A 16160-nucleotide genomic window follows, 5' to 3' on the forward strand; every position below is an offset into this window, starting at 1 on the left:
TTTTATAAAATCCCTATGATATTTTGTAATAAGTAATAATTGTTTTGTGCAAGGATCTTAGCCGATTCCAGCTCAAATTTTGTTTGTAATAACTGAATGTCTGCATCCAATAGATCTGTAACCAGCGATGTTTGGCTGAAGTACGTATTTTTAATAATCCTTGCATTCTCTTTGGCTTGTATAACATTTACTTCTGCCACCTTAATTTGTTCCAATGCTTCCTGATATCTCAGGTAAGCTTCCTTTACCTGCTGTCTTACTTTATCTTCAGTATCTTTATGAGTTTCTTCTTCTTTCTCAAATTCAATTTTTGCAGCTTTTACTTTTTGAGGGTTGTGATAAAGGGATGACAAAGAAAACGATGCTTTTACACCAACAACTCCCAAAGAATACCAATAAGGATTATAGGGGAAAAGGAAAATCTGCGGATTGGCATAATAAAATTCTCCGTATAAACCGATCTTGGGAGTAACATTTGTTTTTACTTGCTTAAGCTTTAGCATGCTAAGCTCTGTGTGCTGTTCTGAAACATGATAGTCAAAAGAATGTTCCAAGGCGCTGTTCAGATATTCATCATAGGTAGCCTTTTCATCCCATTCACTAAATGGAAATTCGGGGATTATAATCTGCTCGTCGGGAACTCCCAAAATAATATTGAGTTTTTGGGTGGCTATGAGAATATCATTTTCTATAGTAATTAGGGCCATTTCACGACGGGAAAGTTCAAGTTCGATTCTCAGCAAATCACTTTTCAAAACAACACCGTTTTTATAAAGTGATTTTATTTCTTTTAGTTGCGCTTTTTGATCACCAATATCATTCTTAATTAAATCTCTGAAAATAAAGATTTTTTGAAGGTCAAGGTACAATGCAGCTGTTTTATAATGAATATCAGAAATTGCCTTCTTCTTTTGAATTTCTCTTATCTTCTGTAGTGTTGCATTTTCTTTAATTTTAAGGTTCAGCTTGTTTCCGTTATAAATGTTCAAGTAGAAATCTGCACCAACTTTATAAAGTGTGTGGATTATCTCATGTTGTGATGGTTTAGAAAAAAGGCCGTTTTCATAGATGGGTATATTAGAAGCCTTTTCAGCAGATCCCTTTACTTCAATTTCCGGAAGGCGTTCCATTTTTGCATCCTTTAGTTCAGCATTAGCAATTTCTTCTTCCATATTTTTTATTCTTATATGGCGGCTATTCTCTTCAGCTTTTTGCCATGCATCTTTTAAAGTTAGTCTAAGAGTATCACTTTTGAGACTGCTTGCGTTGGCCAACAGGACAGGACTACCACCAAATATTAGTAGTCCGATTAAATAGATTTTCATCTGAATTTTTCGAATTATTATGCTTGCAAATTTATCAGGTCTTAAGAGATTTATTTTATCTAAAATAGTCAAGTATTACATAATTCCGGCCAAATTATTATATTTGCATAATTCTAAATTATAGAATTCTTATATGGGACTTATTGCAGCTCTTCCAGACATTGATAAATATGATAATAGTGTATTTATAATGCATGAAGCATCAGAAAAACTCATCCCTTTTCATAAACACACGAAGGGGCAGCTAAGTTACGTGGAGGGAGGAATTGCGTATATAACTATTGACAATCGTACTTATGTTGTCCCTGCAAGACATTTTTTTTGGATTCCTCAAGGTTTAGAACATATCCTTCAGATTGGTCACTCGGCCACAGTGCTACGATCGCTATACTTTTACGCTCACGATGATTTTTCCGATGCTTTTTTCAGTCGGCTAGGTATTTATCCCGCCTCTGAGCTCCTGATACAAATGATTAAATATACCGAAATATGGGACGAAAGGCACGTAACTTCAATGGACGAAAATTTCGAGTTTTTAATAGCGTTAAAAAAGATTCTCCCGGGAACCCATAAGCAACCTTTACCTATCATTCTTCCTGTTACCCAGAACAAGCAAATGTTGAGAATTGTTAATTATCTTGAAAATACTATAGAAGAAAAGCATAGCCTTACGAGTATAAGTAAAAAGTTCGGATTGAGTGAACGTTCACTCTCACGCCTTTTTAAGACCGATATGGATATTTCTTTTCTTCAATATCTGAAAACGCTAAGGATTATTAAAGCTATCGAGCTGCTTCTGAATACAAACAAATCCATTAACGAAATTGCAGATGAGGTGGGGTACAGTTCAATTAGTTCGTTCAGTGATACTTTTCGTGAGTTTACAAGATCCAGACCCACCGATTTGAGAAAGGTCAATGTTAAAACGCCTAAATAATAGTCACTTGGAAGCAAACTCAAACTCATATAAAATTATTATTATCCTTAGGGTTTGGAGTATAGTAAGCTGCCCGGGCTTTTAGCGCTATTTAAAGTTACATAACGGCTTTCGGTAGGATCTTTAAGAACCAGTAAACTTGTATTATACTCTTGAAATTTGGCTGCATTGTTTGTCAATTGACTTTGAAATTCTTTTTGATGTTTATAGAACATTCACTTTCGACTGAAACCTGATTCCCAATGTCATCTTTAAATCATTATTATTTTAATGCGTTAAAATCTGCTCTTCAATGAGCTAAGGTCCGGAAAAGATTAAAAACTCTTTCAGTGGCTCGTGCAATTATTGTTTTTTCACTACATGACAATTGGTTTAATGCGTGACATTCTTAACATAGGTTTTATTTAATTGCTCTTTAGGACTATAATGCAACTGATTGACGACAATGTTTTCAATTCCTATGTTAGTTATAAATTCTAGTATAATGCTGCCGAAGCAGCATTGTGGATTGCAGTATGTTCAGTATATAACTTTAATTATAGCCGATTAATCTCAAGCATCACTTTTTTGCTAAAAGGGTTACAATAAGACAGATTGAAGTCAAAAAGCTCCTCCGCTGTGTAAGATTTTTCAACTGCAATCCTCAGCATGGTCTTAGCTCTGTTTAGACGGACTTTGACATTTGTTTCACTGATGTTGAGAAGTGCAGATGTTTCAGAGACATTCAATCCGTTTATTTCTCTTAAAGAAAATACAATTCGATAATCTTCAGGTATTTGAGCCAGAGAATTCTCAATGATGTACCCCAACTCACGGCTGTGAATTTCTTTTTGTATGTCGGTCATTGAATTGCTGAACATAGGCGTTTCATTTTCATTAATAATCTCATTCGCAAATTCATTTTTATAGCTGAATTTCTGTTTTTTACGATAGCAGTTATTTAACATTATTCTGATTATCCAGGTCTTAAAACCAGCGCGTTTTTCGAATTGGCCCAGATTTTTGTAAGCATCAATATAAGTATCCTGCATTAAATCCTGTGTATCTTCATGGTTGTAATTATATGACCTTCCAATTTTGTATAAATAGGAATTAAAACGTTTTACGATAATTTCATAAAGAGGTTTTTCTCCTTTTAAAATACGGTTGATAATTTCAACTTCTGTTAATTGACCGAACTGATCCATGTTTAGCTTAGAATTTTTGCTATTTTAGCCATTGAAAGAGCTGCAATTGCCATTACTAAGTCACGTACTGCCACATCAATGAAGTTAAGACTTAATAATAATGTAATTGCTATCACTGTTAACCAGCCTGCCACGATATAGCCACCTATTTCTGCTTTTTTGAGAACAATAATGCCAGCCAAAATTTCTATTACACCTACAATCATCATGAAAACCGAAGCAGAAATGGGCAAAACGTTCCCAATTGAAGGGTTGACATACTGTTGCCAATCTGTAAGCAAGTTAGTGAATTTGTCTGCTCCCGCAACTATAGGAACAACTACAAAGGTGTACCTTAACAGATTGAATGCTTGTTTAAGCGCTTTACTTTTGAAAGTATTTTCCATGTTTTTATCTTAATTACTTTATACTTTATTAGAGTAAATGACAGGTAGAAAGGTTACAATCAGTTAAAAAAAATGATCGTTATAAAAATATACAAGTTTATGTCAATCATCCTTTTGTTTTCCTGTGTAAAATTCGTCATAGAAGAGTGTTAGCAGGCGTGAGATCTAAATCGATTAGTTTGAGCCAACTTCTTAAAATATATAAAGATGTTTTTGTCTTTTATTTATTTTCTCTATATTTGCATAACATTCCGCATCATGAATGTGGGTTAAAAATTTATTTAATGAAAAGCAGCATTAAAAACTTTGATGACATTAAACTTTTGGTGGATTCTTTTTATAGTGAAGTTCAACGAGATCTATTGATTGGTGGTATTTTTGTTGGTGCGATAAAAGACTGGACAAAACATTTGGAAAAAATGTACACTTTCTGGCAAACAGTTTTACTTGGTGAACATACGTATAATGGAAGTCCATTCCCTTCGCACGCACAAATGCCACTTAATGGAAGGCATTTTGAGCGTTGGCTAAATATCTGGTCTGCAACAATAGATAAACATTTTGAAGGCCGGATCGCTGAAGAAGCTAAATGGAGAGCCGAAAAAATGGCTAGACTTTTTCTGATAAAAATTCAATCCAACAATCAAAAATGAAGCTCGTCACATTTATGAAGGGCATTACAGTGCAAAAGTTTTAACGTGAAGTTTTGAAAACTGGTATGTATCATCTTAAAATTGTTGTCGCTGAAACTAATGAGAGACAAAACAATAATTAAGACCACTTTAATTTCATTAATAATAATAAATCTATGATTAAGATAGCTTCAATTTTAACAGACATTCAATACGGTGAGAACGATCCCTCAATCAGTGTACTTATCAATACTTTACATGCCAAGGAAATAAGGATTGTTTTTAAAAAAAGTCAGGAAATGATTGCGCATAAAGCAGCGTATCCGATTGTGGTCACTGTTATTGATGGTAGTATTGACTTCGGGGTAGATTCCGAGCGATTTACCTTGGATAAAGGCATGATAATAGCTTTGGAAGCGAATATGCTGCATGATCTAAAAGCAACAAAAGATAGTATAGTACTGTTATCAATGAATAAATCGGTCACAAGCCAACATTAATAGAAGACATACTTGCAAGAGCAAAAACAATAATTTATATGGGATTTTTTTCTAAAACCTGCGAATATGCCATAAGAGCTGTTCTTTATATTGCCAGCCAATCTCATGAGGGAAAGCGTGTAGGAATTAAAGAAATTGCGGAAAACATTAATTCTCCTGAATATTTTCTTGGTAAAATACTTCAGAGACTTAGTCGTGCAGGTATCATATTATCTGTCAAAGGCCCAAACGGAGGATTCTACCTTGATGCAAACGGGCTGAACCGGCCTATAGCAGATATTGTAATAACTTTAGAAGGTGATGAAATATTTACAGGCTGCGGAATGGGACTTAGTTACTGCTCAGAAAGCAACCCTTGTCCATTGCATAATGAATTTAAAAAAATTCGTAATCAGATAACTTATATGTTACATAAAAGTACTATTGGTGCTTTCAATAAACAATTACTGGACGGTACATTGACTTTAAACAAATAATTTTTTTTATCATAATAAAAGATATTTTTGTCTTTAATAACTAAATTTCTATTTATGACAATCGAACAAAAACAATTAGTAAAAGATACCGTACCTGTATTGAAAGAGCATGGTGTTTTATTAACTTCACATTTTTACGATCGTATGTTTCATTACAACCCGGAATTGAAAAATATATTCAACATGGGAAATCAGCAGAACAGCAAGCAACAAACAGCCCTTGCCATGGCAGTTTTAATGTACGCAGAGCACATTGAAGATCCATCTGTGCTGTTGCCGATGGTGGATGGTATCGGTCAGAAGCATACCAGCCTTGATATTCGTCCGGAACATTATGACATTGTAGGGCGGCATCTAATAGCATCAATTAAGGAAGTACTAGGCCTAGCTGCGAGCGTGGAATTATTAGACGCCTGGACAGTAGCCTATAACCAATTGGCCTCTTTGATGAGTGGCCGGGAAAAAGAATTATATAAAAAGCATACCGAACAAAAAGGTGGTTGGAGCGGCTGGAGGCCTTTTGTAGTTAAACAAAAAGTTGTGGAATCAACTGAAATAACGTCCTTTTATCTTTATCCTGCTGATGGGGGATCAGTAGAAAGTCATTTACCCGGTCAGTATATTAGTTTACGTTTATTCCTACCAGAGCTTCAGTTATTACAACCGCGCCAATACAGTATTTCGTGTAAGTCCAATAGCGAATATTATCGAATATCTGTTAAAAAAGAAGTGGGTAGCAAGCATCCGGACGGTATGATTAGCAATCGTCTCCATAACCACATTACAGAAGGAAGTATTGTTGAACTTTCTGCGCCGGCAGGTACCTTTATATTGAATGAATCGACCTTAGCACATAAAGTATTCATTAGCGGGGGTGTTGGACAGACGCCGCTTTTGTCGATGATAGAAAATCTAACCAACGAGGCGGATGAAAATAAAGTATCTATTACCTGGATACATGGTTGTAGAAATGAAGCAGTGCATGCATTCAAAGACAAGATTACTGAATTATCGAATTTCTATTCGAATATCAACCAACACGTCTTCTATGAACAATTGAATGAACTACAGAAAAACAAATATAAAGGCTGGGTAGACCTGGAAGTATTAAAAGAAAAAGTACTTGATCATAAAGCAGAATATTATATCTGTGGTCCGGCTTTATTCATTAAAAAACATTATAATTTTCTTGTAGAGAATGGGGTTCAGAAATCGGCAATTTATTTCGAAGAATTCGGTCCGGCTTCGTTGCATCTAAACTAGAATACTAAATCGTTTACGGATCAAAGAGTACCAATATGGTGATAATATTCACGTCATTGGTACTCTTTTATTTAACATAACGTTGTAATACAACATATCCTTGCAACTTTAAAGCTATTAGTATAGTATGAGCTTTATTTAATTACTACCAACTATTAAATTTATGTTGCTGATTCAAAGTATATATTGATCGTACCCTTTATGTTAATTCAGTATGTATGCTTAATCATTTAAAAAGAAACTGAATGAGGCTTGCTTAGTTCAATACCATATGTAATCAATAATAGTAACTAGGAACAATTCATATCTTTAAAGTTTTGAGTATCGTAAAACTGTTAGTATAATCTATTAAAAATAACCATTTAATAAGTCATCTGCTGATGAAGTTTAGTATACTGATCTTTAGCTTCTTTTACTGGATCTGTAATTTGAAAGGTCCCTCAAAATAAGTCTCATAAGAATCTATTAAATTATTTTTATTATCATATATGCCTATGGTAATATTTTGTTTGGAAAGATTCATCTGTGATTCTGGAAAACTTATGTTTATAGTACCTTTTGATATTTTATCACGATCGACAGTTATTTTATCAGAAGCACTATAACCAATTTCAGCATTTCTCGGTTCGATTACTTTTATAGTGACAACTTTTTTACTATTGGTTTTATTGAGGAACGTGTAATTATATGTATTGATAATCTTACCATCTCTTACGAAGAATGTGCTACCTGCCGGCTTGATAAATTTTGCCTCCATCTCTTCACGGCTGGAAAGAAGAAATCCTTGAAACCCTAGCAATAAGACCAGGATTACTGCGAAGCCTTTCATTCTGCCTGTAAATTTATACGGGCTGCCTGTTTCAATCTCTCTTTCTGAAGCGTATCTTATTAAGCCTTTAGGCAAGCCAACTTTCTCCATTACTTCATCACACGCATCAATGCACGCCGTACAATTTATGCATTCCAACTGCTGGCCATCTCTAATATCAATACCGGTTGGACAAACAGCGACGCACTGATAGCAATCAATACAGTCACCTTTTCCGGTACTTTTCCTGTCTTCACCATTTCTCCATTTGGAACGTGTTTCTCCTCTCTTAAAATCGTAAAAAACGTTGATGGTTTCTTTATCAATCAGGACTCCCTGTAATCTTCCGTATGGACATACCAAAGTGCAAACCTGTTCTCTAAACCACGCAAACACAAAATAAAAAGTTGCTGTAAAAAGAATCATGACAATAAAACTAGTAATATTGGCAAATGGCCCGCCTGATATTATTTGGAGCACATCCTCATAACCGACGATATACATAAACATAATGTGGGTGATAATGAATGAAATAACGATGTAAACAGACCATTTTAAAATTCTTTTCCAAATTTTTTCAGTATTCCATTCCTGCCGGTCCAGTCTCATCTGTTTATTGCGATCACCTTCGATCCAAAACTCTATTTTCCGAAAAATGGATTCCATAAAAATTGTCTGCGGGCAAATCCATCCACAAAAAATCCTACCGAATGCGATGGTAAAAACAATAATAAAAATCAGAGAAGCAATGGCACCTAAGGTAAGGATAAAGAAGTCCTGAGGATAGAAAGGCTGTCCCATAATAAAATATTCTCCGTCAATGACGTTCAATAAAAAGACAGGATTTCCGTTAATTTTAATAAACGGTATTGCAAAATATATAATCAATAGAATATAGCTTACAAGCTCTCTATAGTTGGTGTATTTGCCTTTTGGCTTTTTTGGGAAAACCCATTTTCTCTTACCGGTTTGATCCATTGTTCCTATGGAATCTCTATAAGATTCTGGTTCTACAACCTGAGCTTGGCCGCCGCGCACGGTTTGTTGATCTATCTCTGACATTCAGTTTTATTATAATTTTAATGATTTTATTTTTGAAAGAAAGCGTTCATTTTTTCCATGGTCGAATTTCGCTGGACTTGGGTAACAGAAATACGCGACTGATAAAATGACCGGAAAATGATCATCTGTAATGTTTCGAAGAATATTGCATCATGAATTTTAAAAAAATGATCTTAAATTTTAGGAAGTTATTTCATCTTGTATTTTAATTATTATCAGCTGTTTTTATATCAGTTGTTTTGATATCTATGCCTAATCTCTGAAGATAAGCAATAAGCGCAATAATTTCTTTTTTCTCTAATTCTCCCTGAGGTCTTTTTGCATAAGCTTCCTTAAGGTCAGACGCTTCTATAAAGATATCTTTTACAATTTTCGCTGCCTGGTTATCAGCCCATTTATCTGCAGTATCAATCTGTACTTTTGTATATGGCACGTCAAAAGTATTTTTCATGAACTTAAGCTTATCGATCATTTGGGAGCGATCCAGATTATTGGCTATTAACCATGGATAGCGGGGCATAATAGATCCTGCAGATGTAGATCTGGGATTGTACATGTGTTTATAGTGCCATGAACTTGGGTTTTTACCACCTTCCCGGTGTAAATCGGGACCTGTTCTTTTTGAACCCCATAAGAACGGCCTGTCATACACGAATTCTCCTGCCTTCGAGTATTGCCCGTTTTTGCCGTTGAATCTTACAATCTCGTCTCTAAAGGGTCTTACAACTTGCGAATGGCAGGCATTGCAACCTTCACGGATGTATAAATCCCTGCCTTCCAATTCTAATGGAGAATACGGTTTTACGGAGGTAATGGTAGGTACATTTTCTTTGAGCATTAAAGTTGGTATTATTTCCACAGCTCCACCAATTGATACCGCAATGAAAGATAATACGGTAAGTAAAACGGGCAGTCTTTCCAGCCAAAGGTGCAGGCCTTCACCTTCTTTTCTTTTATTGCTGATATTTGCCAAAGCCGGAGCTTCGGCCGGCACTTCTCTTTGAAAAGAACCCTTTCTGACCGTAGCAACCAAGTTAATAACCATTAAGACAGCACCTGAAAAATAAAACAAGCCACCTAAAAATCTCATTTTAAAATATGGGATAATTGCAGTTACCGTATCCAGCCAGTTTTTCCACAATAATGTTCCGTCGGGATTAAACTGTTTCCACATTAATCCTTGCGTAAATCCTGAAATGTACATTGGAACCGCATAGAAGATAATTCCAAAAGTGCCTAGCCAAAAATGCCAGTTTGCCATCTTGACCGACCATATTTTTGTTCTCCATAAGATGGGGATCAGATAATAAATCATACCAAAAGCCATAAAGCCATTCCAGCCTAATGCTCCGAGATGAACATGACCTATCACCCAGTCTGTAAAGTGGCCAATTTTATTAATGTTTTTTGTTGCTAAAAGAGGTCCTTCAAACGTTGCCATACCATAACAAGTTACTGCAACAACGAAGAATTTTAAAACAGGATTTTCTCTAACTTTGTCCCAAGATCCTCTCAATGTGAGCAATCCATTCAGCATTCCTCCCCATGATGGTGCTATCAGCATAATTGAAAAACCAGTTCCTACAGCCTGTGCCCATGCAGGTATTGCGGTATATTGAAGATGATGCGGCCCTGCCCATATGTACACAAATATTAATGACCAAAAATGAATAATTGAAAGCTTGTATGAGAAGACCGGACGTTCAGCGGCCTTTGGTAAAAAATAATACATTAAACCCAAAATTGGGGTAGTTAAAATAAATGCTACCGCATTGTGACCATACCACCATTGTACGATGGCATCTTTAACTCCTGAATAAGCAGAATACGACTTCCATCCTGTAAAGGACAAGGGGACTTCAAGGTTATTGAATATATAAAGCATCGCTACGGCTATCCATGTTCCTAAATAAAACCAAATCGCAACATATAGATGTCTCACTCTTCTTCTCGCAATAGTTCCGAACATATTCATTCCAAAAATCACCCATGAAAACGTAAGAAGTATATCGATTGGCCATTCATGTTCAGCATATTCCTTAGATGTATTGATGCCCATAAAGAAAGTTATAAAGGTTATTACAACCATTAATTGCCAAGTCCAGAAATGAATCCAGCTTAATGTCTTGCTAAACATTTCTGTTTTTAAGAGTCTTGGTACAGAGTAATATACTCCGACAAAAACGCTGTTGCAGACAAAAGCAAAAATTACAGTATTGGTATGTAGCATCCTTATTCTGCCGAAACCGAATGCTCCGTTGGTATCTATTAACGCTTGTATCCCTCCGTTTCTTAAAATTTTTATTGACTCGTCATCAGTTCCAAAAATGAATTCCGGCAGCTCTGGATAGAATAACAGCAGAGCCGCAGTGAGACCAAACAGGAATCCGATCAGTCCAAAAACTATTGTTGCATACAAAAAGGCACGTACTATGGTATTGTCATAGTTAAATTTCTGTGTATTCATTATGCCAAAAGTAGCATAGCATTATCAATTATTTATGGTGTTAATCATCGAAAAAATAGCTATATTTATGATCGTTGAATTATTATAATAACTAAGCTATGAAGGAGGTTTATCCAACGTTTAAGATAGGAGGTCTGTCGACATGTAATTCTATTAGTGAAATGTTTACGGTTGATAAGTTTTCAGAATTCTTAAAGCGGAATCCCGGCACAGAGAAGGTACATCGGCATTCTTTCTACCATGTTACCTATTTTGAAAAAGGATGCGGTGAAAATTTAATAGATTTCAATTCGTACGATGTTATTCCTAATAAAATATTTTTTATGCGTCCGGATCAGGTTCACAGCTGGCGATTAGACGAAAATACGGAGGGTTATGTAATCAATTTTTCAACTACTTTTTTTGACCAGCTGAAGATAAATTCATCATTGATTGATCAGTTTCCTTTTTTCAATTTATTCGGAAGCGACCAAATGGTCAAAATTTCCGCACAGAACCAGAAAAGAATTAAGCTTTGTTTTGAGGAAATTATTTCAGAAATGGCTGACATTCAACCTTGGTCACAAGTAATGATTGCGTCATTGGTACTACAAATTTGTGCACTGGCATGTAAAGAAATTACCACTGAAACCGTTTTTACAGACACCAATTATAATTCTTTGATATTAAAGCAGTTTATAGAAATTGTAGAAGTTAATTTTCATCAATATAAATTGCCCAAAGAGTATGCGGCTTTTCTGAATGTTACTCCTAACCAATTGAACTTCATATGCAAACAGCAGATCAATTTATCGGCAGGAGAAATTATCAGAAAAAGGATCATCTTAGAAGCTAAAAGGCTCTTGGTTAATTTTGATTTATCCATTGCAAGTATTGCTGAAACGTTAAATTATTCCGATCCGTCATATTTCGTGAAATTTTTTAAAAAGTATACATCATTTACGCCTGATGCATTTCGAAAACAATATTACATTAAGTATTAAACTTATTCATTATTAACAATTATATATATCAGAATGATTCCTGAAAAGCATTTAAAAAAATATAATTATAGTACAAAACATTACGATGTTGGAGATTTTATCTATGAGGAAAACACAATTTGCAAAAATTATTTCCAGATTATTTCGGGAAAAATCAAATTAAACAATTATTGTGAAGACGGTAAAGAATTTATCCAGAATATATTTGAGGCACCTCAAAGCTTTGGTGATGCCTTACTTTTTATAAATGAAAGATATCCTACCAATGCAGTAGCTTTAACTGAATGTAGTATTATAGAGATTTCCGCTAAAGATTTTTTTGATTTACTAAAGGATAATCCAGAATGTGCAATAGACGTCAGTACAGGTTTATCCCGAAGGTTACACTACAAAATGCTGATGTCTCAGCATGTTTTTTCTAAAGATCCGACTGTAAGGCTTAAAGCTTTAATGGATTATTTCAAAAATATGCACAATGTACACAAGAAGTCGAATAAAGAATATTTAGTTCCCTTAACGCGTCAGCAAATGGCGGATCTAACAGGTTTACGAGTGGAAACTGTTATCCGAACTATTAAGTTGATGGAAAGAAATCATTTGCTGACTATAAAAAATCATCTAATATACTATTAAATACCGAAATTGAGTATGATTGAGATCGTATCATGAGGATTTTCGCTCATTGTAATTTAGGAGAAACAAAAAAATAATTTTTTCTAAAATTAATACGATGGATGAACTTCTCAATGAGCCTGGTTTACAAATCACTATTGTCCTTTTCTTGATTCCTGTGATTTTTGCACTTATTCTAATTTTAATAAGGGTAAACCGGATGATTTCTGATACAATTAAAAGAAGTGAGCTAAAAAGAATATACGAACATCTTAGCAGGCTGCAGCCGGGGGAAATCTCCGCTTTGGAAGAACGGAGAAAAGAACTTGAATTTCAACTTTCCGGAGATGAGCTTTCGGAAAATAAAGAGGTAAGAGATCCTCGGGGGCTGATCGATGAGGCAAATGAAGTGCACGACATTCGTTTCCTGCAATCTAAAAGAGAAGAGGGTAGAAACATCATTATTCCAAATGATGAAAAAAAACTGATCCTTTGGTTTTTGGGTTGTAGCGTATTCTGGCTCTTTGCCGGTACCACGGTCGGCGAGTATCTAGGAATTAAATTTGTTGCGCCTGATGCTGATCATATCAGCTGGTTAAGCTTTGGAAGACTTAGACCGGTCCATACAAATATAGTTTTCTGGGGCTGGGCATCTATGGCGATGGTTGGCTTTTCGTATTACGTTATACCACGGGTGGGGAATACGAAAGTTTTCAACCTTAAGATCGGTTACATAACATTGATATTAATGAATTCAGCTGTTTTATTAGGCAGTATTTGTTTAATGGCGGGGATTAACAACAGTGGAGGCGAATACAGGGAATACATTTGGCCGGTCATGCTGCTTTTTGCAGTGGGAATTATTATTAGTATTTATAATCATATCAATACCATCGCATTCCGTAAGACAGAAGAAATCTATGTTTCAAATTGGTATATTGTTTCGGCAATGATGTTTGTGGTGGTTATCCTGATCGTTGCCTATCTTCCTTTTTGGCAGGACGGTTTGGGAGAAACAATTACTCAGGGTTATTTTATGCATCAGGGTGTGGGAATGTGGTTCATGTTCTTCAATTTAGGATTAATGTATTATTTTCTTCCTCAGGAACTTAATAGTCCGGTATATTCGTATAGTCTGAGCATACTTGCATTTTGGACGCAGATTTTGTTTTATACTCTTATTGGAACGCATCATTTTATTTTCAGTGCTATTCCCTGGTGGATGCAGACCATTGCTATTGTTGCCAGTGTTGGAATGGTGATCCCTGTTGCAGCAGGCAGCATTAATTTCATGATGACCATTCGCGGATCCTGGCATCGTCTGAAACTGAGTTATGTACTGCCTTTTTACGTAGTTTCTATTCTCTTTTATTTTACGGGCTCGATGCAGGGGACGGCAGAAGCTTTCAGGGCAACAAACCTACTATGGCATTTTACTGACTTTACGGTGGCTCACTCACATTTAACGATGTATGGGATCATTACCTTCATGCTATGGTCTTTTACTTATACCTTGGTTCCGAGACTCACTTCATATGAACCGCCAAGTATTACTGTAGGATTACATTTTTGGTTGGCATTAATTGGAGTTTTGGTATATACTGTTTCTTTGATGATTGGCTCTACCGAAAAAGGAATGATGTGGATGGAGAAAAAACCTTTTATAGAAGGAGTGGTAAAAATGATGCCTTTTTGGTTGTGGAGAGCAATTGGAGGAACTATGATGTGGATCTCGCATATCGTTTTCGCATATAATTTTTATAGAATGATTAAACCAAGAAAAGAGATACGTCTTCCTCATACCCCACAAGAGATTTTAGAAATAGTTCACACAAAACAACAAAGGTCATAATGGATTTTTTTAGCGATCATAAAAAACTGTTTTCATCGGCATTAGCTTTTTTCCTTTTTCTTACATTGGTTATCTGTATTTTGCCGGCATTTAACAATCAGAAAGTATACAAACCATTACCTGGAAGTAAAGCACTGACAGAGGAAGAAAGTCACGGAAAGGAAATTTATATCCGGGAAGGTTGCGTAGGTTGTCATACACAGCAGGTTAGAAATGTTGATATGGATCAGGTTTTTGGAGGCAGACCTAGTCTTGCCATCGATTACGCCAGAAATAGAAGGTTGAATCTTTTCCAGAACACCGCCACTTTAATGGGAACTGAAAGGACAGGTCCTGATCTTATCAATATTGGGAGCAGGCAACCAAGTAAAGAATGGCAATATTCGCATTTATTTAATCCGAGATCAGTTGTCCCTGAATCAGTGATGCCATCATACCAATGGATGTTTTTAATAAAAGACGAATTGCAGACAGGTGATGTCGAAGTAAATGTTCCGGATAAGTTTAAAATAGGAATTAAGGGAAAAATCGTTCCTTCAAAAGATGCTCAGGATTTGGTTGCGTATTTATTGAGCTTAAAACAAACTGAGCTTCCTAAAAGTATACCGACCAGAGAATTTTTATATAAAGTAGAAAAAAAAGCAGACGGAAATTCTCAAGGCGATAATCTCCCTGATGGAACAACGTTGTTTACTACAAATTGTGCGAGCTGTCATCAGGCGAACGGAGAGGGATTACCGGGAGCTTTCCCAGCATTAAAAGGAAGCCCGGTCGTTTTAGGTGATGATTTGGAATTATATGTAACTATTATAATGAAAGGTTATGATCCCCGACCTGAATACGCTACAATGCCTGCTGTTGGAACTAATGCAGGATTTTCACCGGCAGAAGTTGCTGCCCTCATTAATCATGAAAGAACAAGCTGGGGGAACACCGGAAAAAAAGTGACGGCTGATGAAGTGAAAGTAATTATGGATAAAATAAAATAATATGAAAAAGATAAAATTAGGATTTTTTGTTTTTTTATTTTGGGCCGGGTATGTTCAGGCATGTGACGCCTGTAAACTTCAACAGCCTAAAATAACGCAGGATCTAACACATGGTACTGGACCCGAATCAAATTGGGACTGGGTAATTGTATCAAGTATTGGCATAATTACACTTGGGACTTTATTTTTTTCTTTTAAGTTTCTGGTCATCCCGGGAGAAAAGAACAGAAAACATATCAAAAATACAATATTGGATTTCTAAAGCTTCAAAAAAATGTCAAAACATAACGCCACTGTTTTTTTATACATCGATGAAGAAGTGAATCCCATTGCAGAACTTCAGACCCCGATAGTTTTTAATCTTGATACAACAAAATTGGCCGATGGGAAACACCTCCTTAGAATTGTTAGTAAATTTGATCAGAAAGAGGGGCTAAAAATCATACCTTTTATCGTTCGTAATGGCCCTATTATTCATTTAGAAGGACTTTCTGATGATGAAGTAGTTAATGGCACGATACCTTTAATGGTCAACGCGTATGATACAGGAAGAAATCAAAGCTTCATTATCAAAGGAAGCGAAAATCCTCGTACGATACCGGTTTGGGTGTGGGTAATTGCTCTGATATTCGTAGCCTGGGCAGCTTTTTATATTGTCACGAATTTCAATCTTTAGAATAC

At 35.6% G+C, this 16160-nt stretch carries 16 protein-coding genes; 11 read left to right on the forward strand and 5 right to left on the reverse strand.

The annotated features are described in order from the left end of the window. Positions 1-2: 2 nt before the first annotated feature. Complete coding sequence (locus tag B5X64_RS14865) at positions 3-1325, reverse strand: TolC family protein (RefSeq protein WP_079466005.1); 1323 nt, start codon at positions 1323-1325, stop codon at positions 3-5. A gap of 190 nt (positions 1326-1515) precedes the next feature. Between B5X64_RS14865 and B5X64_RS14870 the strand changes: the two genes are divergently transcribed. Further along, on the forward strand, positions 1516-2262 hold the full coding sequence (locus tag B5X64_RS14870; RefSeq protein WP_228418938.1) for an AraC family transcriptional regulator: 747 nt from the start codon (positions 1516-1518) through the stop codon (positions 2260-2262). Between the two features lie 536 nt (positions 2263-2798). Here B5X64_RS14870 and B5X64_RS14875 read toward each other — a convergent pair. Together B5X64_RS14875 and B5X64_RS14880 are read right to left on the reverse strand one after the other, a co-directional pair. Then, the gene (locus B5X64_RS14875) at positions 2799-3449 is read right to left on the reverse strand and encodes a sigma-70 family RNA polymerase sigma factor (protein ID WP_072408620.1); all 651 of its coding nucleotides are present in this window, start codon (positions 3447-3449) and stop codon (positions 2799-2801) included. 2 nt (positions 3450-3451) lie between these two features. After that, a complete protein-coding gene (locus B5X64_RS14880) occupies positions 3452-3835 on the reverse strand; it encodes a hypothetical protein (protein ID WP_072408622.1) in 384 nt (127 codons plus the stop codon). 284 nt (positions 3836-4119) lie between these two features. Between B5X64_RS14880 and B5X64_RS14885 the strand changes: the two genes are divergently transcribed. From B5X64_RS14885 to hmpA, 4 genes are all read left to right on the forward strand, one after another. Beyond that, positions 4120-4488 (forward strand): group III truncated hemoglobin, encoded by a 369-nt coding sequence (locus B5X64_RS14885; protein ID WP_079466037.1) that lies wholly within the window; start codon positions 4120-4122, stop codon positions 4486-4488. Positions 4489-4643: 155 nt separating this feature from the next. Next, the gene (locus tag B5X64_RS14890) at positions 4644-4967 is read left to right on the forward strand and encodes a cupin domain-containing protein (protein ID WP_317047193.1); all 324 of its coding nucleotides are present in this window, start codon (positions 4644-4646) and stop codon (positions 4965-4967) included. Between the two features lie 38 nt (positions 4968-5005). After that, positions 5006-5443 carry an RrF2 family transcriptional regulator gene (locus B5X64_RS14895; protein ID WP_079466007.1) on the forward strand — a complete coding sequence of 146 codons (438 nt, stop codon included), beginning with the start codon at positions 5006-5008 and terminating at the stop codon, positions 5441-5443. Between the two features lie 54 nt (positions 5444-5497). After that, positions 5498-6706, forward strand: a complete 1209-nt coding sequence (gene hmpA / locus B5X64_RS14900; protein WP_079466008.1) for an NO-inducible flavohemoprotein — start codon at positions 5498-5500, stop codon at positions 6704-6706. A gap of 412 nt (positions 6707-7118) precedes the next feature. Here hmpA and ccoG read toward each other — a convergent pair whose 3' ends face one another. Both ccoG and ccoN read right to left on the reverse strand, forming a co-directional pair. Next, a complete protein-coding gene (gene ccoG / locus B5X64_RS14905; RefSeq protein ID WP_079466009.1) occupies positions 7119-8576 on the reverse strand; it encodes a cytochrome c oxidase accessory protein CcoG in 1458 nt (485 codons plus the stop codon). 205 nt (positions 8577-8781) lie between these two features. Beyond that, positions 8782-11043, reverse strand: coding sequence for a cytochrome-c oxidase, cbb3-type subunit I (gene ccoN / locus B5X64_RS14910; RefSeq protein WP_079466010.1), 2262 nt, complete (start codon positions 11041-11043; stop codon positions 8782-8784). Between the two features lie 98 nt (positions 11044-11141). Here ccoN and B5X64_RS14915 point away from each other — a divergent pair, with 98 nt between their 5' ends. The 6 genes from B5X64_RS14915 to B5X64_RS14940 all read left to right on the forward strand — a co-directional run bounded on the left by B5X64_RS14915 (position 11142) and on the right by B5X64_RS14940 (position 16155). After that, on the forward strand, positions 11142-12026 hold the full coding sequence (locus B5X64_RS14915; protein ID WP_072408643.1) for an AraC family transcriptional regulator: 885 nt from the start codon (positions 11142-11144) through the stop codon (positions 12024-12026). Between the two features lie 33 nt (positions 12027-12059). Then, the gene (locus B5X64_RS14920) at positions 12060-12659 is read left to right on the forward strand and encodes a Crp/Fnr family transcriptional regulator (protein WP_072408644.1); all 600 of its coding nucleotides are present in this window, start codon (positions 12060-12062) and stop codon (positions 12657-12659) included. Between the two features lie 97 nt (positions 12660-12756). Beyond that, on the forward strand, positions 12757-14490 hold the full coding sequence (locus B5X64_RS14925) for a cbb3-type cytochrome c oxidase subunit I (protein WP_079466011.1): 1734 nt from the start codon (positions 12757-12759) through the stop codon (positions 14488-14490). Then, positions 14490-15479: a cytochrome c gene (locus tag B5X64_RS14930; protein WP_079466012.1), complete on the forward strand. Its 990-nt coding sequence runs from the start codon at positions 14490-14492 to the stop codon at positions 15477-15479. Before B5X64_RS14925 ends, B5X64_RS14930 begins: the two co-directional genes overlap by 1 nt. A 1-nt stretch (position 15480) precedes the next feature. After that, complete coding sequence (locus B5X64_RS14935; RefSeq protein ID WP_072408649.1) at positions 15481-15741, forward strand: hypothetical protein; 261 nt, start codon at positions 15481-15483, stop codon at positions 15739-15741. A 12-nt stretch (positions 15742-15753) separates the two neighbouring features. Then, positions 15754-16155, forward strand: coding sequence for a cytochrome C (locus B5X64_RS14940; RefSeq protein WP_072408650.1), 402 nt, complete (start codon positions 15754-15756; stop codon positions 16153-16155). The last annotated feature ends 5 nt before the right edge of the window (positions 16156-16160 follow it).

Origin of the sequence: Chryseobacterium balustinum, assembly GCF_900168205.1 — a bacterium.
Classification (GTDB): Bacteria; Bacteroidota; Bacteroidia; order Flavobacteriales; family Weeksellaceae; genus Chryseobacterium; species Chryseobacterium balustinum.

Bases quoted from the DNA above. Each gene is read 5' to 3' on its own strand.
- B5X64_RS14865 (WP_079466005.1), bottom strand. From the start codon at position 1,325: ATGAAAATCTATTTAATCGGACTACTAATATTTGGTGGTAGTCCTGTC.
- B5X64_RS14870 (WP_228418938.1), top strand. From the start codon at position 1,516: ATGCATGAAGCATCAGAAAAACTCATCCCTTTTCATAAACACACGAAG.
- B5X64_RS14875 (WP_072408620.1), bottom strand. From the start codon at position 3,449: ATGGATCAGTTCGGTCAATTAACAGAAGTTGAAATTATCAACCGTATT.
- B5X64_RS14880 (WP_072408622.1), bottom strand. From the start codon at position 3,835: ATGGAAAATACTTTCAAAAGTAAAGCGCTTAAACAAGCATTCAATCTG.
- B5X64_RS14885 (WP_079466037.1), top strand. From the start codon at position 4,120: ATGAAAAGCAGCATTAAAAACTTTGATGACATTAAACTTTTGGTGGAT.
- B5X64_RS14890 (WP_317047193.1), top strand. From the start codon at position 4,644: ATGATTAAGATAGCTTCAATTTTAACAGACATTCAATACGGTGAGAAC.
- B5X64_RS14895 (WP_079466007.1), top strand. From the start codon at position 5,006: ATGGGATTTTTTTCTAAAACCTGCGAATATGCCATAAGAGCTGTTCTT.
- hmpA (WP_079466008.1), top strand. From the start codon at position 5,498: ATGACAATCGAACAAAAACAATTAGTAAAAGATACCGTACCTGTATTG.
- ccoG (WP_079466009.1), bottom strand. From the start codon at position 8,576: ATGTCAGAGATAGATCAACAAACCGTGCGCGGCGGCCAAGCTCAGGTT.
- ccoN (WP_079466010.1), bottom strand. From the start codon at position 11,043: ATGAATACACAGAAATTTAACTATGACAATACCATAGTACGTGCCTTT.
- B5X64_RS14915 (WP_072408643.1), top strand. From the start codon at position 11,142: ATGAAGGAGGTTTATCCAACGTTTAAGATAGGAGGTCTGTCGACATGT.
- B5X64_RS14920 (WP_072408644.1), top strand. From the start codon at position 12,060: ATGATTCCTGAAAAGCATTTAAAAAAATATAATTATAGTACAAAACAT.
- B5X64_RS14925 (WP_079466011.1), top strand. From the start codon at position 12,757: ATGGATGAACTTCTCAATGAGCCTGGTTTACAAATCACTATTGTCCTT.
- B5X64_RS14930 (WP_079466012.1), top strand. From the start codon at position 14,490: ATGGATTTTTTTAGCGATCATAAAAAACTGTTTTCATCGGCATTAGCT.
- B5X64_RS14935 (WP_072408649.1), top strand. From the start codon at position 15,481: ATGAAAAAGATAAAATTAGGATTTTTTGTTTTTTTATTTTGGGCCGGG.
- B5X64_RS14940 (WP_072408650.1), top strand. From the start codon at position 15,754: ATGTCAAAACATAACGCCACTGTTTTTTTATACATCGATGAAGAAGTG.